At 35.0% G+C, this 20,370-nt stretch carries 16 protein-coding genes; 9 read left to right on the forward strand and 7 right to left on the reverse strand.

All coding sequences use genetic code 11. The features are described 5' to 3' along the window. Positions 1 to 12 precede the first annotated feature (12 nt). The 4 genes from AB671_RS15195 (at position 13) to AB671_RS15210 (ending at position 5,531) form a co-directional block, all read left to right on the forward strand. Complete coding sequence (locus AB671_RS15195) at positions 13 to 2,712, forward strand: TonB-dependent receptor (protein ID WP_066676514.1); 2,700 nt, start codon at positions 13 to 15, stop codon at positions 2,710 to 2,712. Positions 2,713 to 2,801: 89 nt separating this feature from the next. After that, entirely contained in the window at positions 2,802 to 3,233 is a 432-nt protein-coding gene (locus tag AB671_RS15200; RefSeq protein ID WP_066676515.1) for a hypothetical protein, read from the forward strand. A gap of 32 nt (positions 3,234 to 3,265) precedes the next feature. Then, positions 3,266 to 4,258 (forward strand): aspartate-semialdehyde dehydrogenase, encoded by a 993-nt coding sequence (locus AB671_RS15205; protein ID WP_066676517.1) that lies wholly within the window; start codon positions 3,266 to 3,268, stop codon positions 4,256 to 4,258. A 277-nt stretch (positions 4,259 to 4,535) separates the two neighbouring features. Next, positions 4,536 to 5,531 (forward strand): cation diffusion facilitator family transporter, encoded by a 996-nt coding sequence (locus AB671_RS15210; protein ID WP_066676519.1) that lies wholly within the window; start codon positions 4,536 to 4,538, stop codon positions 5,529 to 5,531. 385 nt (positions 5,532 to 5,916) lie between these two features. Here the strand turns inward: AB671_RS15210 and AB671_RS15215 are convergent, their stop codons facing one another. Both AB671_RS15215 and xrtF read right to left on the reverse strand, forming a co-directional pair. Further along, a complete protein-coding gene (locus tag AB671_RS15215) occupies positions 5,917 to 6,360 on the reverse strand; it encodes an exosortase F system-associated membrane protein (protein ID WP_066676521.1) in 444 nt (147 codons plus the stop codon). Then, positions 6,347 to 6,877, reverse strand: a complete 531-nt coding sequence (gene xrtF, locus AB671_RS15220) for an exosortase family protein XrtF (RefSeq protein ID WP_066676523.1) — start codon at positions 6,875 to 6,877, stop codon at positions 6,347 to 6,349. Before xrtF ends, AB671_RS15215 begins: the two co-directional genes overlap by 14 nt. A gap of 49 nt (positions 6,878 to 6,926) precedes the next feature. On the opposite strand from xrtF, the gene AB671_RS15225 reads away from it, so the two are divergent. From AB671_RS15225 to AB671_RS15245, 5 genes are all read left to right on the forward strand, one after another. Further along, entirely contained in the window at positions 6,927 to 7,949 is a 1,023-nt protein-coding gene (locus tag AB671_RS15225; RefSeq protein ID WP_066676524.1) for an aminoglycoside phosphotransferase family protein, read from the forward strand. Between the two features lie 162 nt (positions 7,950 to 8,111). Next, a complete protein-coding gene (locus AB671_RS15230; RefSeq protein WP_066676530.1) occupies positions 8,112 to 8,519 on the forward strand; it encodes an RNase adapter RapZ in 408 nt (135 codons plus the stop codon). Positions 8,520 to 8,612: 93 nt separating this feature from the next. Further along, a complete protein-coding gene (locus tag AB671_RS15235; protein ID WP_066676532.1) occupies positions 8,613 to 9,326 on the forward strand; it encodes an NDP-sugar synthase in 714 nt (237 codons plus the stop codon). Between the two features lie 5 nt (positions 9,327 to 9,331). Beyond that, positions 9,332 to 10,084, forward strand: a complete 753-nt coding sequence (locus AB671_RS15240; protein WP_066676534.1) for a TIGR00730 family Rossman fold protein — start codon at positions 9,332 to 9,334, stop codon at positions 10,082 to 10,084. Positions 10,085 to 10,141: 57 nt separating this feature from the next. Beyond that, on the forward strand, positions 10,142 to 10,612 hold the full coding sequence (locus AB671_RS15245) for a DUF6702 family protein (RefSeq protein ID WP_066676535.1): 471 nt from the start codon (positions 10,142 to 10,144) through the stop codon (positions 10,610 to 10,612). A gap of 415 nt (positions 10,613 to 11,027) precedes the next feature. Here AB671_RS15245 and AB671_RS15250 read toward each other — a convergent pair whose 3' ends face one another. From AB671_RS15250 to AB671_RS15270, 5 genes are all read right to left on the reverse strand, one after another. Next, positions 11,028 to 13,298: a T9SS type B sorting domain-containing protein gene (locus AB671_RS15250; RefSeq protein WP_066676536.1), complete on the reverse strand. Its 2,271-nt coding sequence runs from the start codon at positions 13,296 to 13,298 to the stop codon at positions 11,028 to 11,030. 190 nt (positions 13,299 to 13,488) lie between these two features. After that, positions 13,489 to 15,744: a lectin-like domain-containing protein gene (locus tag AB671_RS15255; protein WP_066676538.1), complete on the reverse strand. Its 2,256-nt coding sequence runs from the start codon at positions 15,742 to 15,744 to the stop codon at positions 13,489 to 13,491. A 155-nt stretch (positions 15,745 to 15,899) separates the two neighbouring features. After that, positions 15,900 to 16,376, reverse strand: coding sequence for a ribonuclease HI (rnhA, locus tag AB671_RS15260; RefSeq protein ID WP_066676539.1), 477 nt, complete (start codon positions 16,374 to 16,376; stop codon positions 15,900 to 15,902). Positions 16,377 to 16,460: 84 nt separating this feature from the next. After that, positions 16,461 to 18,038, reverse strand: a complete 1,578-nt coding sequence (gene dnaB, locus AB671_RS15265; RefSeq protein WP_066676540.1) for a replicative DNA helicase — start codon at positions 18,036 to 18,038, stop codon at positions 16,461 to 16,463. Positions 18,039 to 18,191: 153 nt separating this feature from the next. Then, positions 18,192 to 20,276, reverse strand: coding sequence for a gliding motility-associated C-terminal domain-containing protein (locus AB671_RS15270; RefSeq protein WP_066676542.1), 2,085 nt, complete (start codon positions 20,274 to 20,276; stop codon positions 18,192 to 18,194). Positions 20,277 to 20,370: the final 94 nt, after the last annotated feature.

Consider the following 20,370-nt stretch of genomic DNA (forward strand, 5'->3'; position numbering starts at 1 on the left):
TTACTTACGATTATGAAATTAATCAACAAATCGATGCTAACTGTGTTAATCACGCTTTCTACGGCAAGTGTTTATTACGCACAAGAAACTCAAGACTCGGTAAAAACCAAGTCTAAAGACATTGAGGAAGTTATTTTACAAGGTGTAACCGATATCGCAAAAGATAGAAAAACACCAGTTGCTGCATCTACTATAAAAGCAGCGCAAATTGTCGAAAGATTAGGAAATCAGGAGCTTACTGAGATTTTAAACACAACGCCATCTGTATACGCTACAAAATCAGGAGGTGGTTTTGGAGACGGAGGTATTACCATGAGAGGTTTCGAATCAAGAAACATTGCTGTAATGGTAAACGGTATGCCGGTAAATGACATGGAAGGTGGATCTGTTTATTTCTCAAACTGGACTGGTCTTGCTGACGTAACAAGCTTTATGCAAGTTCAGAGAGGTTTAGGTTCTTCTAAACTAGGAATTGCTTCTGTAGGAGGTACCATGAACTTTATTACTCGTACAGCAGACATGAAGAAGGGAGGTGTAGTACGTTTAGGAGTAGGTAATGATGATTATTTAAAAACATCATTTGCATATAATACAGGGAAAAGTGAGAACGGATGGTCTACATCATTCTTAACAAGTAGAACGAGCGGAGGAACTTATATTGACAATACTGACTTTGAATCTTATGCTTATTATTTTGCATTAGGATGGGAGCCAAACAAAAAACATAACTTCCAGTTTACTTTAACGTCTTCTCCACAATGGCACGATCAGAGAACGTTCGCTCCAACTATTGCTAATTATATTAGATTTAATCCTGATAACGACAATACACCATACAGACAGTATAATTCTGATTTTGGATATAAAACTGGAGCTAATGGCGACAGATATGCTATTGCAAACAGATCAAACTATTATGCAAAACCAGTTATGATGGTAAACTGGGACTGGACGATGAATGAAAAGTCTAAACTAAGTACCGTTTTATATATGTCTAACGGTAGAGGTGGTGGAACTGGAGATTTAGGAAGTTATTGGACAGGAAAGTTTAATAGTAGCGGAAACCCTACAACATCAAATATTAATTCATACAGAGGAACTGATGGGACTTTTAATTATGATCAAATTTTTGCTTTAAATAATGGTTTAAACGCTGGAGCTCCTTACCAAGTTACGGATCCTGTAACAGGAAAAGTTTCAACAGTTAGAGATGGTATTGTAAGGAGAGCAAGTGTAAACTCTCATAACTGGTACGGAATTTTAGCAAATTTTCAACACAAAGTTAATGATAATTTAAGCTTTTCAGTTGGGACTGATAACAGATACTATTATGGCTATCATTATCAAGTAGTTTCAGATTTATATAACGCTAATTCTTATAAAGAAACTCTTAATGCAAATGTAGCTCCATATAATGTTACAAATGCATATGATTACAAAAAGCTTTCTTGGAATCCTTTCGGGGGAAAAACGGCTCCTATATCTGATCAGGTAGGCTATAGTAATGATGGAGAAGTTCTTTGGTACAGTGGTTTTGCTCAGGTAGAATATACTAAAGATAAATTATCTGCATTCTTACAAGGATCAGTTTCAAACCAATCTTATCAAAGGATTGATAACTTTGTGAAAGATGGTGTTACTATTCAACAAGGTCAAGCAGTTAATACTAAAACAGGATTTAAAGATTTATTGGGATATAATGTAAAAGGTGGTGCTAATTACAATATTAACGATTACCATAATGTATTCGCAAATATTGGTTATTACAGCAAACAGCCTTTTATGAACTCTGTTTATCCAAGTAATTTACAGGTCTTAAACCCAAGTTTAACGAATGAGAAAATTTTCTCTGCAGAAATTGGGTACGGTTTCAGATCTCCTAAATTAACAGCTAATGTTAACTTATACAGAACTGAATGGAAAGACAGATGGTTAAGAAGATCAGGACAAGTATTTGACGTTGCAGATTCTACAACTCCAACAGGAGTTAGTACAGTTAATGGATATTCTGAAATCAGTGGAATTACTCAACTTCACATGGGTGTAGAAGTAGATGCGGTTTATAAGCCATTCCATTTCTTAGAATTCCAAGGGATGTTATCTTATGGAGACTACCAATACAAAGGAAATGCTACAGGAACAAATTTTGATGATAACAACAATCCAGTTGCAGTAGTAGGTACAAAAACTACTAATACACTTTATTTAGATGGTGTAAAAGTAGGAGGAAGCAGCAGCAACAGTATTCCACAAGTTACCGCATCTTTAGGTGCTACAGTAAGACCGGTAAGAGACCTTAATATTTATGGTACTTGGAGGTATGTTGGAGAGTTATATTCTTCTATCGATGCAGCAACATTCACTACGGTAGCTAATCAAGAGAGAGGTTCTCTTCAGTTGCCAGATTTCAACTTGTTTGATATTGGTGCATCATATAAAATTAGAATGAAAAACACCGCTCAATACTTTACAGTAGGAGTAAACGTGTATAACTTGTTTGATACTACTTATATCGCTGATGGAGCAACAAATAATTTTGTTAAAAATGTTGGAGACTTCAAAACTCAAACAAATACAGATGCGCAAGCACAGGCATTGTATAATACTTACATCAACAATCCAGCGAATTTCTATAAAGGAATTGATACTTCAAACAGAGTATTCTTCGGATTCGGAAGAACTTGGGCTGCCAATTTATCTTTCAACTTCTAATAAATTCAGTTTTATTACATATCAAATCCCAGCTTTATCGCTGGGATTTTTTTATATTTGTATACTTTAAAAATAGAAAAAATAGAAGTATGGATTTTTACAAAATTTTACTGAGTGCTCATAAAGGATTTGCCTATTTGGAACTTGGATTAACAGCACTATTCATCGTCGCTTTATTAACCGTAATGTTCGGATATAGCGGGAAAGTAAACAAGTTACTGAAGAAAGTTACTTTATTTACTATGATCTTCTTCCACGTTCAGTTTACAATCGGGATCGTTATGCTGATTATGAACTTTACTAAAGGATTGGATATGGGAGCTGTAATGAAAAACGCTGACTTAAGATTTCAGTATGTAGAACATCCATTTTCAATGCTTATTGCTGCCGTTTTGATGACCATCATCAATAGAAAAGTAAAATCTAATGACACCATTTCTTTAGGAATCGTGATCATGGGGTTGATCGCAGTAGGTTTATTTGCATTCGCATTTCCATGGACAAGGGTCTTTGGAGCTTAATTATATATTAACTTAATAATTTTATTTATTCAATGAAAGTAGCTGTAGTAGGTTCAACAGGAATGGTTGGACAAGTGATGCTTAAGGTTCTCGAAGAGAGAAATTTCCCTGTAACAGAATTAATTCCGGTAGCTTCGGAAAGATCTATTGGTAAACAGGTGAAGTATAAACAGGTAGATTATACTATCGTAAGCATCGACGACGCTATAGCTGCCAAACCGGATATCGCAATTTTCTCTGCAGGAGGTGATACTTCTTTAGAATATGCTCCCAAATTTGCTGAAGCAGGAATTACCGTAATCGATAATTCTTCAGCCTGGAGAATGGATCCAACTAAAAAATTAGTAGTTCCGGAGATTAATGCTGATGTTTTAACAAAAGAAGACAAGATTATTGCAAATCCAAACTGTTCTACCATTCAGTTGGTCATGGTTTTAGGTCCTTTGAATAAAAAATATGATTTAAAAAGAGTAGTTGTTTCTACCTATCAGTCTGTAACAGGTACAGGAAAAGCTGCTGTAGATCAGCTAAACGGAGAAATCAGCGGAGATGACTCTGTTGCTAAAGTTTACCCTTATCAGATCTTCAAAAATGCATTGCCACATTGTGATGTGTTTTCGGATGATGATTATACCAAAGAAGAAATTAAATTAATGAAAGAGCCTAAGAAAATTTTAGGTGACGATACATTCAATTTAACTGCAACTGCAGTGAGAGTTCCTGTACAAGGAGGTCATTCTGAAAGTGTAAATATCGAATTTGAAAACGAATTTGATTTGGATGAATTAAGAAAAATCTTGTCAGAAACTCCAGGAGTTGTCGTAATGGATAACGTAAAAAACAACGAATATCCAATGCCGCTTTACTCAGAAGGAAAAGATGAGGTTTTCGTCGGAAGGATTAGAAGAGATCTCTCGCAGCCGAAAACACTTAACCTCTGGATTGTAGCAGACAATCTGCGAAAAGGCGCTGCTACCAACGCAGTACAGATTGCAGAATACTTAATAGCAAACAACTTAGTATAACCTAACAAAAAAGAAAAGAGTCTCCAAAAGAGATTCTTTTTTTTATCAAATAATTTTTGGTTGATAGTGATTGGTTGTTAGTTAATAGCTAAACAGGTCCTGAAAGGACGATTTAATGAAGAATAGGATAAAATCCTATTAAAAAAACACAAAAGTTTATCATAATTAATTGTTCGAATAAGTCCTGAAAGGACGACCTAACAAAGGATAGGATAAAATCCTATCAAAAAAAATAAAATTTTTGATATTTATTTAAATTTCAAACGATTAAAGAAAAATGGCAACAAAAGATATAAGTAAAGACAAAATAGGCTTCCAGAAAATCATTGCCGTTTTCGGGATTATTTTATTCGTTGGGAAAATTATCGCTTGGAAACTTACAGATTCCGATGCTGTGTTTTCTGATGCTATGGAAAGTATCGTTAATGTCATCAGCGCATTCATGGGGTTGTATTCATTGCATTTGGCTTCAAAACCTAAAGACGAAGATCACCCATACGGTCACGGAAAAGTAGAATTTGTAACCTCCGGAATTGAAGGTGCATTGATTGCTATTGCAGGGGTAATGATTATCTACGAAGGGATAAACAGTTTAATAACAGGTAAAGTTTTAGGACAGCTAGATTGGGGAATCGCCATTATTGCAGTGACAGCGATTATTAACTATATTTTGGGCTATATTTCTATTAAAAAAGGAGAAAAAGAGAATTCTTTGGTCTTAATTTCCTCCGGAAAGCATTTGCAGTCAGATACGATTACTACTTTAGGAGTGGTGATCAGTTTAATCATCGTGTACTTTACCAAGATCTATTGGATTGACTCTATGGTTGCCTTAATATTCGGTTTCTACATTATTTTTGTGGGCTATAAAATTGTTAGAAAATCCCTTCGCGGAATTATGGACGAACAAGATCCCGAACTTCTAAACAACATTATTGATCTTCTCGAAAAAAACAGAAAAATAGAATGGATTGACATTCACAACATGAAGATCCAGCAGTTTGGTTCGTCGCTGCACATCGATGCGCACATTACTTTGCCGTATTATTACAGCCTTCGTGAAGCGCATAAGGAAATGGAAAATGTAATTCTTTTGTTAGCTAAAAACACTAAGCGTACCGTTGAATTCAATTTCCACATGGATGATTGCAAGACCATTTCTTGCCCACTTTGCCAGATTATGGATTGCCCAGTACGAAAACAACCATTTGTAAAAAGGGTAGAATGGACGGCAGAAAATGTAACAAGAGTAGAAAAACATACCGTTGATTAATTTTTTAGAAGCTATTTCCCGCTCTCCGCTCATACTCCTCACACGGTCGCTTTTCCATCCTCTAAATCCCTCCAACTTTCCAACGCAAGTTGCGGGGTAACCGCTGCAATCGGGGCTATTAATAAACAAACCTCACAGGTTTTCAAAACCTGTGAGGTTTAAACACATTGCTCCAAAGTATAAAAAACTTTGTTTATGATAATTAATTTGCTCTAGGATAGGTGCTGTTTTTTATGAGAATAATTCATTGAATCAATGTAACCCCATTTTTATAATTTTTACAAAAATACTCCGTAGGAGTGATATCTGTGTAGCCAAAAATTAAAACGAGCACAACGAAGCGCTCCTTTAGGAGCGCTATCTTAATATTTGAGATTCTTACAGATCAATAATTTGAATCCCTCAATATCATCTGCTTTCTATAATAAAACAAAGGAACAATCAAAAGCAGGATCAAAGGTTGTATCACAAACCTTCTCATATAGAAAGAGAAAAGATAGCCAATATCAAATCTGTCGTAGATACAGTAAAGATAGATTGGGAATGTAATTGCAAAAATAATAGAAATTAAAACCGCTCCTTGAACTGTCCATTCTTTATTTTTAAATAAAAAATGAATGATAATACATGAGAAAAATAGGTTTAAAACAAATCTAAAAATGTGACTGATTATCAGTTTTCCCCATTCAAATTCCGGGAAAGGAATGTTTTTATTGCCTTCGTGAAAATAATTCAAAAAAGGGTCGTAAAAAATCTGCTCTTCCAGTATTCTCACACCCATGAGTCCGCAAACTCCTAAGAGGACTAAAAACCAACTAAGAATTCTCATTTTTTAAAGCAAAAAATTTAATCCAAACCAACCAAAGTATAACCACACTTCCGTAAATCACAGCCGGAAAAACATAATCATGTACCATTCTGTTGTATTCTGGGTGGTCTCTGGTTACAATATTAAGTCCTATAATCCGTAAAATATTCATTACGTATAGCAATAAGAGGCTTACTGCAATAAAAACGAAAGTTTTAGGCCCTTTATAAAAGGCAAAAATAAAAGCTGTAAAAAGAATGATTACCGAAATCGCATTACAGCCTTCTACCATTCGGCTAACATACTTTTCATTAACATAAAACCAAACCTGCTCTTTAGAAACATCATTATATAATGATGTGGTGTAGCCTATTTTATTTTGTATGGTAGCTACTTGCTCTGCAATACTACGTGAATAAGGGTCGAGACCAGATTCTTTAAAACTATTAAGATAAAACTGATACGCAAAAAGCAACACCAAATAAATGATGATAAAGCGCAACAGGATGCTCAAAACAGGCTTAAAGTCTTTTAACATGCTGCAAAGATAGCAATTAGCCTGTAAATTAGTATATTTGTTACCATATATGACTTCTGAAAACGCGAAAAGATTTTTTGAAAACCATTTTGGTGAAAAATCAACCGAATTTATTACTTTAGCTCAAAGCGGTTCTGCAAGAGTCAATTTTTTGGCTCAAAATCAAATAGGAAAATACATTCTTACCTACAATGAGAACATTGCCGAAAACGAATGTTTTCTGTATTTCTCGGGCGTGTTTTCTGAATTGAATCTCAATACTCCTAAAATATTTTCTGTTTCAGAAGATCGGAAATTATATATTCAGGAGTTTTTAGGCGAAAAAACTTTTTCAGAAATCATTGCTGAAGAAGGTTTGTCAGAAAATGTGCAAGATTTGGTAAAGCAAACTCTTAAAGAGCTTTTTGATCTTCAGGAAAAGACCAAAGATAAAATAGACTTTCAAAAAACATTTGAATATGAAAGTTATGATGAGCTTCCAATAATGCATGATCTGTATTATTTCAAAAATTTCGTCGCAGATGTTTTAGAACTAGAATATCACAAATCTTCTTTGCTGAAAGAGTTCAAAAAAATCATCAATCTCATAGGAAATTTTAAGCCGAAAGGCATCATGATTCGAGATTTTCAGGCAAGAAATATCTTGGTAAAAGATGAGAATAAAGTTTCTTTTATCGATTACCAGTCGGCTATGAAAGGTCCTTTAATGTATGATGTAATTTCTTTTTTATTCCAAGCTAAAGCCAATTTTCCTGAAGATTTTAAAAATGAAATGCTGGAGTTTTATATTCAACAGTTTGATAATAAGGAAACTCAGGCTCAACTAAGAAATTCGGTAAAGCCAATTCAGATGATGAGGTTTTTACAGGTTTTGGGAGCATATGGCTTCCGAGGGCTTATTCAAAGAAAGCAACATTTCATCGCAAGTATCGATAAAGGCATTCAAAATATTACAGAGTTTTCAGAAATTTGGGATGAGATGAAAAATTATCCCGAGCTGAAAAAAGTAATTGGACAGCTGAGTTCTGAAAAAGTCAAATTTAAAATATTAGAAATATTAAAGGTAAATTAAACTATTAAGTTTGATTAAACATAAGATTTGTCATTCTGGAGGAATCTCAATTATTGAATAGAATTAATAGTGCTTAGATTCCTACGAAATGACAAAAATGTCCTGAAAAAATAGTTATCAATCAATCATCATTTATCAACAATCAATTATAAATAATAAAATATGCTACACATAGACATCCACAGTTTTTCATACAAAAAAGGAGGGATCCCTAAAGATGACTCAGGTAACGGAGGTGGTTTTACATTCGATTGCCGAGGAATTTTAAACCCAGGAAGAGTAGAAGAGTATAAAATACAAACCGGTAATGATATTGGTGTTCAGGAATATTTAGAAACAAAAACAGAGATGCCTCAGTTTTTAGAATTAATTAAAAACTTAGTTTCAATTAACATCGATAATTATTTGGGAAGAGGTTTTGAAAACCTGCAAATCAATTTCGGGTGTACAGGAGGCCAACACAGGTCAGTTTATTCGGCTATAAAGATCGCTCAATTTATTGAAGAAAAATACGGTGATAAAGTACAAATAAGCCTTCACCACGACGAGCAACACCAACTTAACCATTAGTAATGGGTGATGTGCAATAATTAATATTTAGCTTCGCTAATATTATTTGTGTTTTAAAATTACTCATTACCAATTACTCATTACCCATAATTTATGAAGGCATTAATTTTTGCAGCAGGAAAAGGTACCCGTTTAAAACCTTTTACAGACCATCATCCTAAAGCTTTGGCTAAAGTGAATGGCGTTCCTCTTTTAGAAAGAAATATACAATATCTCAAAGGATTTGGAATTACTGATTTTGTAATCAATATTCATCACTTTGGTGATCAGATTGTTGCGTTTTTAAAAGAAAATGATAATTTTGGCTGTAAGATTGAGGTTTCTGATGAATCGAATGAACTGTTGGAAACTGGAGGTGGTTTGATTTTTGCTAAAGAATTCCTCAATCACGGTGAAGATTTCCTGATTATGAATGCTGATATTTTAACCCAAATCAATATTGATGATTTTGTAAGCTATCACAAAGAAATCAAAGATTTTGTTACCTTAGCGGTTTCAGATAGAGAAAGTTCGAGAAAACTGCTGTTCAATGATGACTTGGTTTTAAGAGGTTGGCTTAATGTACAGACAGGAGAGCAGCGCCTTGCAGAATTCAACAAGGGATTTAGACCTTTAGCTTTTAGCGGGGTGCATTGCATTAATCCGGTGATTTTTGATAAAATAAAAAGAAAAGGGAAGTTTTCTGTAATGGAAGAATATCTGGATCTGATGCATACCGAAAAAATACACGGTTTTGTACACGACAGTATTTTGATTGATGTAGGAAGACCGGAATCTGTGATTGAAGCAGAAAAATATTTTAAATAATTTGAATGAGAACTGAAGGAACGAGAGACGAAAGTTTAGAAAATACAGAATTAGATATCAACGAATCTAAATTACATAATAGTTTACGCGAAAAAACCTGGGACGAGACCATTACCAAAGACAGCTGGATGGTTTTCAAAGTGATGGCAGAGTTTGTAGATGGCTACGAAAAAATGGCCAGAATAGGCCCTTGTGTTTCTATTTTTGGATCTGCAAGATTAAAGCCTGAAAGTAAATACTACAATATGGCGGTAGAAATCGCTGAAAAAATAACCAAAATAGGTTTCGGAGTCATTACAGGAGGTGGTCCAGGAATTATGGAAGCGGGTAATAAAGGAGCTTTCAATGCAGAAGGAAAATCGATTGGTTTAAATATTGACCTACCTTTTGAGCAACATTTTAATCCTTATATCAACAAATTATATTCACTGAATTTTGATTATTTCTTTGTAAGAAAAGTAATGTTTGTAAAATATTCTCAGGGGTTTATTGTAATGCCGGGAGGTTTTGGCACATTAGATGAACTTACAGAAGCGATGACGTTAATTCAGACCAATAAAATAGGGCGTTTCCCAATTGTTTTGGTAGGAACTGAATTTTGGGGTGGTTTGCTAGGATGGTTTAAGGAAACGCTACTAAAAGAAGGGATGATCTCTGAAGGCGATCTTGATCTTTACCGTGTGGTAGATACTGCTGATGAAGCTGTAGCTCACATCAAAGCTTTCTATGATAAGTACTCTGTGAATGTTAACTTTTAATTGGCATCAAATTTGACCAAACCTATTTAGCAATATGCTGTAAATCTATAAATTGAGATGAAAAAATTTTTATATATATCGGGTATTTTTACATTGATTATACTGATGAGTTTTTCTGTAGCAGACTTTTTCTCTTCGATGACAAAAGTAGACTATATCGACGGAAGCAAAACGCTGAAGTTTACTGCTAAAATGAATACAAGCCATATTTCTGATGCGATAAAAATCAACAGAAATACTGCAGGATTTGAAGCTGAAGTAAAAAAATATGTAAATAATAATTTTGATGTATTTGTAAATGGTTCTCCTAAAACTTTAACTTTCACCGGAAGTCAGGTAAGTGGAGAAACGGTTTGGGTGTATTTTGAAACCGGTGGTGTTTCTGACATCAACAGTTTAAAAATAAAAAATACGATACTTTTAAGCGCATTTCCTAAGCAAATAAACCTAGTCAATATTGCCTATAAAGGAAATCAGAAAACGATGAATTTTCAGCGCGGAAAAGAGGTAAATGAAGTTTCTTTTTAAAAGACACTTTTACTTGAAATACTAAACCATTGCTTTTGCAGTGGTTTTTTTGTTGCACATCATATTGCTTTTCTGATGTTGAAAAAGTCTTTTATGAAAAAGTAAATTTTTAGGATAAGATATTTTTAGAACATGTAAAGAATAAATAAGATGTTGTCTAAAGCGAATAAAGAAATAATAAAGTAATATTCTACATGTTGTAAACTTTTGAATTTCTCTATTTTTAATCATTTCTTTTGATGCTTTTGCGGTAAATATTTTTCTGATTTAAGCTTCTAAAGTTTTAAATATTGATCTCTCGCCTTGTAAGATTATTGTATAAAAGAATTCAAATTTTAATATTCCATTTAAATAAAAAAAGAATCCATCTCACGAATGAGACAGATTCTTTAAAATTAAGTATAGTTGAAAAAAATTATTCTCTGTTTTTTACCATAATCCAACCAGATAATTTTACTGGTGTTTTGGCTTTGTTATTTTCATTCCATGTTACAGAATACCAATAGCTTCCTGTAGGAACTTTTCTTCCGTTTGAGGTTCCGTCCCATGTGTAATTATTGGTTTTGTCACCTTGGTGAAGTTTAGCTCCGTATCGGTTATAAATAGTAAATGTTAAGTCTGTTTTACTTCCCAATGCCGAGTAATCTATTACGTCATTGCGGCCATCTCCGTTTGGTGTAATGACATTAATAATATTAGGAACAGTAATTTCTACTTCCATAGGTTCGCAATCATAAGAATCTTTCACAAAAATCTTATGAATTCCTCTTACCAAACCTTTGAAAATATTAGAGTCCTGCCAATTTGTATTATCTAAAGAATATTGATAAGCAGGAGTTCCTCCATTAACATAAACGGTAACTGTTGTAGCAGATACGTCAATTGATGTGATGACAGGTTGTTCTGATGCAAATACCTTTACATTTTGAGTAATGGTACAATCTCCAGTTTTAAGTTTTACCCAATAAGTTCCTACTCCCACATTTGAAATTGTTTGTGTAGTCGCTCCTGTACTCCAAAGGTAAGAAGTGAAACCAGCTCCTGCATCTAATGTTGTTTTGTCTTCTACGCAGATGATTTTATCTTTTAAGATTTCCGAATACACAGGTGGAATGACAATTAAAGTCACCTTTGCAATTGCATAACATCCGTTGGCATTTGTTACTTTGATGTAAACGACTCCATTTGGAGCAATGTAAGGATTTGTAGTGATGATCAGGTTGCTACCGTTAATCGCATCCTGTAATGATGGGTAATATGTTTTTGTTATTCCGGTTTGTGTGGTTACTGTAGCGTTGGTAAGATTAAACGATCCCATTGAAATATTGTCTTCTAATGAACATGACCGTAATGTTGCATCATTTACCACCACCACTGGGAAATGATTAAGGGTAATTATAGCATTGTCAACACAACCTTGTGGGGTTGTAACTTTTACATGCACCGTAGTTCCGTTTGCTGCAGGGTAGTTTGACCAGTTTAAAATTTCACTAGTACCTGCATTAAGATCGGCCAATGTAGGATAATATTTTTTCGTAGCACCCGGTACACCGGTAACTGCAGCAGTGCTCAAATCAAAATAAGCTACTCCTGCATTATTATTGTTGCAGGCAGTTATAGTAACGTCATCTGCGGCAAATGGACTCGGATTTAAAATAATTCTTGCGTCACCATTATCACATAAGGTAGATGATGGGTCTTTTATAACCACCGAAATCGTAGTGTTACCAGAATATTGGAAGTTTGTAGGTACGGCAATTGGTGTAGAGCTTCCTAAAACATAATAAGTGATGATATAGTTCCCTGGGTTGTTGACAAACTGACTTGCATAAGAAGTTAAATCTACAAAGCCATTTCCTGTTGCAGGGTTGGTACATACAAATGGAGTAACAGTGTTTTGGAGGATTGGAACTTTATCAATGTATATTTTAGCGTTTTTGATAGAGTGTCTTGCGCTTGCAGCTCCTGTTCCTGCAGAAAACCCGAAAAATCCTGCACCCATACCGACTGCGCCACCACTTGCTGTGAAAGGTTGATTGGCAATAAGAACTCCATCAATTCTGATTTGAATTAACCAGATATTAGGATTAAAAGGGTCTATTTCCCCATTTACTTCAACATGTTTGTAGGTAGCTCCTACAAAAGGTTGAGTGGGGTTAAGGTCTGGGGAGTGAAAAGTACTGTTTGCTGTCGTATTGTACTCAATATTTGGATTTCCTGCAGGCATATTATTGGTTCCATACAGTACGTGCACTTTACTCATTTGCCCCTCTGTCGAATTGTTGAATATATCAAATGCTACCATTAGTCCATTTGCATTTGCCGGAATTCCTAGTCCGCCTCCGGTTGTGAATGTCGTTGGAGGATTAGAAAGGTACCAAAATGTAAGCCCGTCACCTCTTCCATAGGCGGTGGTTCCGTTTCCGTCGATTCTGAAATCAAACTCAACTTTCCATTTATCACAATATTTTAGATTGATGGGGTCAGAGAGTTTTATGGCTCCAAACTTACTGGTTTGATCTGGGGTAAGTTGCACAAAGTCTCCGGTAGCAGTAGCAGAAGGAACGAGGTCCCAGCCTGCAGTGTTAATGACAGGAGCTCCGGTGAGTTGATAAGTTTGAGCTGATAAGCCTGAACTTATGATTGATAAAAAGAACAAAAAACTGAGGAGTAGAAATTTTTTCATTTTTATATTTAAAAGATTATTATTTGGTAAAATTATTAGTTTTTTTATTCAGAATGAATGTTTTTTGAGCTAGTAAGTAGCTATAGAGTATGAGGAAGTGTTTGGTTCTGTATGGTGTTTAATTGCGTTTGGATGTTGAATTTTGAGATTTAAAAAAGCGCCACGTTTGTTTGGGTGGCGCTTTTTTGTATTATTCTCTATTTTTCACCAATACCCATCCGTTATAGTTTGTCGGTGTATTGTTTTTGTCATTTTCTATCCAAGTGATAGTGTACCAATAAGTGCCTGTTGATAATTTTTTACCTCCGGAAGTTCCATCCCAGGTGTAGTTTCTTAGTTTATCTGCCTGATACTTCATATTTCCATATCTATCATAGACTGTAAAGACAAGATTTTTCTTATAAGCAAGTGCTGAGTAATCGATAAAGTCATTCACATTGTCACCATTAGGAGTAATAGCATTGATGAGGTTTGGAACCGTTACCTGAATGTGTGTTGGCTCACAATTATAAAAGTCTTTTACAAAAATTTTATGTTCACCTCTTGGAAGCCCAGTAAATACATTAGAGTCTTGCCAGTTGATTCCGTCTAAAGAAAACTTGTAAGGAGCAAGCCCTCCAGTAGCATTTACAGTAATCGTATTGTTGGTAATGTCTATGCTTGAAATAACAGGGTTTGTTGCTAATTTTACAGTTACTGGTTGTAATGTGTAGCAATTTCCTGTTTTCAATCTTACCCAATAGCTTCCTACAGGTACATTTATGATAGATGAAGTGGTGGCTCCTGTGCTCCATTCGTACCCATCAAATCCCGGACCCGCATCTAGCGTTGTTCTATCATTGATACAGATTATTTTGTCTTTTAAAATTGAAGATTTTACGGAAGGAATTACTTTAAGAGTTATTTTTTTAATAATATAACAACTATTGGTACCCGTTATTCTTACATACACATCTGTAGATGGAGAGATATGGGTAATAGGAACTACAATTTCGTTGGTTCCGCTTAATGCATTGGATAAAGAAGTGTAAAACTTTTTAGTAATACCTGCTTCTGACGAAACATTAGCTGTTGTAAGATTAAACAATGCTGTATTTGGAGCCGTTGCAATAAAACAAGACTCTAAGATAGCATCAGTAGATACAGGCAATGGATAGAAAACAAGCGTGATTTCAGCATTTCCGGTACAACCTTGCGGAGTAGTTACTTTTACATAAACCTTCCCGGGGGCTGAAACATAATCTGTAGGATTTAAGATTTCGTTTATTCCTGCATTTAAATCAGCTAAAGTGCGATAATATTTTTTTGTAACACCAGAGACAGTTGTCACATCAGCCGTAGAAAGGTTAAATGTTGCGGTAGACGCACCATTATTATTACATGCAGAAAGAGTTCTATTGGTTGCTGTGAAAGGTGAAAGGGTAAGAATTATTTTTCCATCCGGGTTATCACAAAGAACAGACGAATTATCTCTAATAATAACGTTTACAGTAGTATTCGCATTAAATTGATAATTGGTAGGGGAGGTAATAGGTGTACCAGCAACAGTATAAGTGAAAGTATAGTTAGCAGGGTTTGCTACAAACTGAGAATTAAATGATGTTAAATTCACCGTTCCAAAACCTGTAGAAGGGTTTGGACAAAAAGTTTGTGTTGCAGTAGGCTGCAGTAAACTTACTTTATCGGTATATATTTTTACATTTTTAATAGAATGTCTCGATCTGTTTCCTCCTGTAGAAGCTGAGAATCCGAAATATCCCTGAGTCATTGTAGCGGCTGCTCCAGATGCCGTAAATGGTTGATTGCAGATTTGAGTTCCGTCAATCATTATTTTTATGTTCCAAGTATTAGGAATAGATGTATTTACTTCAGCAGTAACCTCTACGTGTTTATATGTAGTTCCCTGAAAAGGAAGGGTGGTATTCATGTCTGGAGAGTGAAAAGAACTCCCTACAGTATTGAAAAATTCTACATTGTTGTTATCTGTTGTGTTGGCAACCTGCCCGTAGGCAACGTGTACTTTGCTCATTACAGCAGTTGTGGTATTGTTGTAAGTATCAAATCCTACAATAAGGCCTACAGCATTTTGTGAAACTCCAAGACCTGAGCCTAAAACACTCGCTACGGGTGGATTTGCAAGATACCAGAATGCGAGACCGTCACCATTGGCGGTTTGGTTAGAATCCATCCTGAAATCGAATTCTACTTTCCATTTATCGCAATATTTTAGGTTAATAGGGTCGTTTAATCTGATGGATCCAGATTGATTGTTTGTATCCGGAGTTAATTGGATGAAATCATTTCCGGCTCCTACTACAGTGGGGGAGACCATTGTCCATCCTGTTGTAGTAATAGGAACTCCTGTGAGCTGATAAGTTTGAGCGGAAAAGTTTCCAGAGATACAAAGTACAAAAAGGGTAAAATAAAACAGTAATTTTTTATTCATTTATTAGGATACTTTTATTAGACGTGTAAAGATATTAAATCTTCACTAATAAATGAATATAAATAGTTAATTTTACGTAAAAAGTATCTTTTACGCAACGAAAAATAACAATGATAACGAAAAGTTGAATATGATAAGCTTTGTCTTAGTTTTATTCAAAATAGTGAATTGTTTTCTAAGCTTTCAAAATAAGAATCTATTTCAAGGTTTTGTGAATTTGCTGCAGCAACTGCCAGTTTATCGCAAAGCTCATTTTCAAAATGTCCTGCATGGCCCTTTACCCAATGCATTTTTGGAGTATGCTGATTATAAAGTACAACAAACCTTTTCCAAAGATCTGGGTTTTTTACATTCTTCCAACCTCGTTTGATCCATCCTGCGATCCAATTTTGATTAACGGCGTCAGAAACATATTTGCTATCTGTAAAAACGTGAATATCATTTTCTGTTGATTTCAATTTTTCTAATGCAGTAATTACCGCCAAAAGTTCCATTCGGTTATTGGTCGTTTTCCTGAAACCTTTAGAAAATGTTTTTTGATAATTTTTTTCGGGAACACGCATTAAAATGCCGTAACCTCCTTTTCCCGGGTTTCCGCTACATGCTCCGTCAGTATATATTTCAATTCTCATTTAAGATAAATTGCCACGAATGCACGAATTTCTTTTTTAAAACATTCGTGTATTCGTGGCATTAATAGGTTTTATAATTAATTTTTAAAACGGAAAGTCTTCTTCATCATCAAGGTCATTCATAGAAGACCCCGAAAGTTTTGAGCTGTCTGGTAAGTCGAAAGCTGCGCCCGGCTGAATAGTAGTTTTTATTTTTTCAAAGCCACTCGGTTCACCAAAAGGAGTTGATAGACCCATTCCGTTGGTTGCTTCTTCAATATTCCCAAATTTTGCAAAATGTTTTAGGAAAGACAATCTTACATCTGCAGTAGCACCGTTTCTGTGTTTGGCAATAATTAATTCTGCTTGGTTTTCGGTAGAAGTTTCGGCTCCGTCTTCATCATTATCCCAAACAGTAATTTTATAATATTCAGGTCTGAAAATAAAGGATACAATATCGGCATCCTGCTCAATTGCTCCAGATTCTCTTAGGTCGGAAAGCTGAGGTCGTTTTCCAGGTCGGGTTTCAACACTTCTTGAAAGCTGAGAAAGGGCAATTACTGGTACATTTAATTCTTTGGCAATCGCTTTTAATGAACGGGAAATCATTGAAATTTCTTGTTCACGGTTTCCACCTCCTTTTCCACCACTTCCTGCAGTCATCAGCTGAAGGTAGTCAACCATGATAAGTCTTACTCCGTGCTGCATGACCAGTCTTCGGCATTTTGCTCTAAAGTCGAATATAGATAGGGAAGGAGTTTCGTCAATATATAAAGGGGCATTTTCTAATTCGGATACATTAGAAAATAGTCTTTGCCACTCTTCGTCGTCTAGTGTTCCTTTTCTTAATTTTTCTGATGAAATTTTGGTCTCCGAAGCAATCATTCTGGTGATTAGCTGTACCGATGCCATCTCGAGTGAAAACAGAGCCATTGGGATTTTATACTCCACTGCAATATTTCTCGCCATTGAAAGGATAAAGGCTGTTTTTCCCATCGCAGGACGTGCTGCAACAATAATAAGGTCAGAATTTTGCCAACCTCCAGTTTCTTTATCTACATCTCTGAATCCGGAAGGCACCCCCGAAATTCCTTCTTTATCTTTTAAAGCTTTAATGATATCAATAGCTTCTTTTACTAAAGTATTGGCGGTATCAAACCCTTTTTTGATGGTTCCGTTGGTGATTTCAAAAAAAGATTGTTCTGCTTTGTCTAAGAGTTCAAAAACGTCAGTAGATTCTTTATAGGAAGTATCTATAACATTAGCCGACACATTAATTAAGCTTCTTAAAATATATTTTTCAAGAATAACACGTACGTGATATTCGATGTGGGCAGATGAGCTTACTCCCATTGTAAGTTCGATAATGTAGTGGTCACCACCTGCGGAGCTTAGCTTGTCTGTTTTTTTCATCTCCTGAATAACAGTCATAATATCTACCGGATGGTTTGCTTCGTACAATTTTAGAATTGTAGCAAATATAACCTGATGTCTCGGGTCGTAGAATACTTCCGGAGTAAGAAGGTCGATAGAATGATCGAGTCCTTTTTTATCAATTAAAAAAGTACCGATTACCAATCTTTCAAAATCTATTGCATTAGGAGGCATTTTTCCATCTGCAATTGATAGTTCTCTCGCAAAGTTCCCTTGTGTAAGAGAAGAGAGTGTTTCTTTCTGCGCCATGATGCAAAGATAGTTTATTTAAAAAATATTTTTAAAATAGTAACTAACAATTCTATGGAAAACATAACTCAAGTATGATAAATAGATTAGATATCGTGTTAATAAAAAAATCACCCCATTGCTGAGGTGATTTTTTATGATTGAGGAAAATTATTATTCTCTGTTTTTTACCAATACCCATCCGTCATATTTGGTTTGTGTATTGTTTTTGTCATTTTCATTCCAAGTAATGGTGTACCAGTAGGTTCCTGTAGGGATTTTTTTACCTCCTGAAGTACCGTTCCATTTGAAGTTTCTTATTTTATCAGCCTCATAGATTTTATTACCGTATCTGTTATAAACAACGAATAATAAATTCTTTTTGTAGGCTAATGCAGAGTAGTCTATTTCGTCGTTAACATTATCTCCATTTGGAGTAATGGCATTTACAAGATTAGGGACAGTAACTTGTATTTGGACAGGGTTACAATCAAATGAATCTTTAACGAAAATTTTATTTTCACCTCTTGGTAATCCTGAGAATACATTAGAGTCTTGCCAGTCTGTTCCATTCAATGAATATTGGTATGGTGCAGAACCTCCCGATGCATTTACCGTAATTGTATTATTGGTAATGTCGATGCTTGCAATTACTGGTTGTTGTGTAGCATAAACATGTACTTGCTGAAGTGTAAAACATTTACCAGTTTTTAATTTTACCCAATAAGCACCTACACCAACATTTGAAATAACTTGTGTTGTAGCACCTGTACTCCATTCGTATTCACTGAATCCAGGTCCTGCATCTAGTGTAGTTTTATCTTCAACACAAATTGTTTTGTCTTTAAGAACCGTTGATTTTACTGGTGGTAAAACTTTTAATGTAATTTTTGTAATCGCATAACAGGCATCATTATTAGTTACTCTTACATATACGTCTGTGCTTGTTGTAATGTAATTGTTGGCAGGGATAATTTCGTTAGTACCAGCTAAAGCATTTGCCATCGTTGTGAAAAACCTTTTTGTAGTTCCTGATTGAGAGGTTACATTAGCTAGTCTAAGATCAAAAGAAGCAGTTGTAATAGCTCCTTCAATAAAGCAAGACTCTAAATATGCCGGTGTAACCACCACTACAGGGAAGAACTCTAAAGTAATTGTAGAGTATGCTGTACAGCCTTCAAGTGATGACACTTTAACATAAATTATTTTAGGTGCAGATACATAAGCTGTAGGATTTGGTATTTCATTAATTCCTGCATTCAAATCTGCTAATGTAAGGTAGTATTTTTTTATAGCAGTCGCATCATCAAAAACATCTGCGGTATTAAGATTGTAGGTTCCAGTTCCTGCGCCGTTGTTGTTACATGCTTGGAGTGTTGCATTTTTAGGTACAATATTTCCTTGTCTGAATTTGAATTTTCCTAATTGGAAGCATCCATTAATAGGATTGGTCGGATTGGTCGGGTCTGTGTATTTAATTCGATAATAATAAATGGTCGTTCCATCTACCATTGCTGTTGTCAAAGGACTGGTTCCTACAATTGCTTGGTTGTTATCATTATGATAAGTAACTGTAAAATTAGTATTTCCATTGATAATTCCTGCCGATAATGTAGTGAAGTCAAACATCGTAGGTAGATTACACTTTAAAATTTCGTTAGGTAGAGTTGGATCTGTAGCATTAGGTACTCCAGGAGTAATAAATGGGTTTGGAGTTAAGGCAGGATTTGTAAAAGCTGAAGTCAATGTTGCTGTACCTCCCCAATTTAAAGAAAAACCAGTTGTTGATTGAGAGTAGTTATCAATTACCAAATAATAAGTTTCACCGGCAACGACGTCCATAAAACTACTCCATTGTGCAGGTTGTGCAGGTGTTCCTCCACCTCCATTGGGATTAGTTGCTAATAATGAAAGCCCTGTTGGTCCATCGGCTCCTGAATAATTACATCTGATAGGGTTTCCTAAAGCTGCACATGTTACATTGGGTCCGTATACACCAAAGTCATAGTCATCTGCAAATACAGCAGGATCGATAGTAAAAGTTAATGTTCCAGAAGTCGCAATAGTAAATGTATACCAAACCGTATATCTTTCATCGGTTGCTAAACATCCTCCAAGTTCTTCAGGAATGTTACCATGGCCTTGTGAATTGTAGGAAAAGCCAGAATTACCACAAACAGGTATTGCAGATATGCAATCTGATTGTGAATAATATAGTTGGGAAGTGATTAAAATAAAAAAAAGTAGTAGTTTTCTCATTTCTAAATGATTTTAATTACAAATTTAACAAAAATTTAATTAATTAAGCGATATATCATTTAAAATATAAAAGAGCCGCTTAATAGGCGACTCT

The sequence above is a fragment of the Chryseobacterium sp. BGARF1 genome (genome assembly GCF_001677955.1).
GTDB lineage: Bacteria > Bacteroidota > Bacteroidia > Flavobacteriales > Weeksellaceae > Chryseobacterium.

Coding starts and splice junctions, on each gene's coding strand:
- AB671_RS15270 (WP_066676542.1), bottom strand. CDS start 20,276: ATGAGAAAACTACTACTTTTTTTTATTTTAATCACTTCCCAACTATAT.
- AB671_RS15215 (WP_066676521.1), bottom strand. CDS start 6,360: ATGAGAATTCTTAGTTGGTTTTTAGTCCTCTTAGGAGTTTGCGGACTC.
- AB671_RS15240 (WP_066676534.1), top strand. CDS start 9,332: ATGAGAACTGAAGGAACGAGAGACGAAAGTTTAGAAAATACAGAATTA.
- AB671_RS15230 (WP_066676530.1), top strand. CDS start 8,112: ATGCTACACATAGACATCCACAGTTTTTCATACAAAAAAGGAGGGATC.
- rnhA (WP_066676539.1), bottom strand. CDS start 16,376: ATGAGAATTGAAATATATACTGACGGAGCATGTAGCGGAAACCCGGGA.
- AB671_RS15245 (WP_066676535.1), top strand. CDS start 10,142: ATGAAAAAATTTTTATATATATCGGGTATTTTTACATTGATTATACTG.
- AB671_RS15250 (WP_066676536.1), bottom strand. CDS start 13,298: ATGAAAAAATTTCTACTCCTCAGTTTTTTGTTCTTTTTATCAATCATA.
- AB671_RS15195 (WP_066676514.1), top strand. CDS start 13: ATGAAATTAATCAACAAATCGATGCTAACTGTGTTAATCACGCTTTCT.
- dnaB (WP_066676540.1), bottom strand. CDS start 18,038: ATGGCGCAGAAAGAAACACTCTCTTCTCTTACACAAGGGAACTTTGCG.
- xrtF (WP_066676523.1), bottom strand. CDS start 6,877: ATGTTAAAAGACTTTAAGCCTGTTTTGAGCATCCTGTTGCGCTTTATC.
- AB671_RS15235 (WP_066676532.1), top strand. CDS start 8,613: ATGAAGGCATTAATTTTTGCAGCAGGAAAAGGTACCCGTTTAAAACCT.
- AB671_RS15205 (WP_066676517.1), top strand. CDS start 3,266: ATGAAAGTAGCTGTAGTAGGTTCAACAGGAATGGTTGGACAAGTGATG.
- AB671_RS15225 (WP_066676524.1), top strand. CDS start 6,927: ATGACTTCTGAAAACGCGAAAAGATTTTTTGAAAACCATTTTGGTGAA.
- AB671_RS15200 (WP_066676515.1), top strand. CDS start 2,802: ATGGATTTTTACAAAATTTTACTGAGTGCTCATAAAGGATTTGCCTAT.
- AB671_RS15210 (WP_066676519.1), top strand. CDS start 4,536: ATGGCAACAAAAGATATAAGTAAAGACAAAATAGGCTTCCAGAAAATC.
- AB671_RS15255 (WP_066676538.1), bottom strand. CDS start 15,744: ATGAATAAAAAATTACTGTTTTATTTTACCCTTTTTGTACTTTGTATC.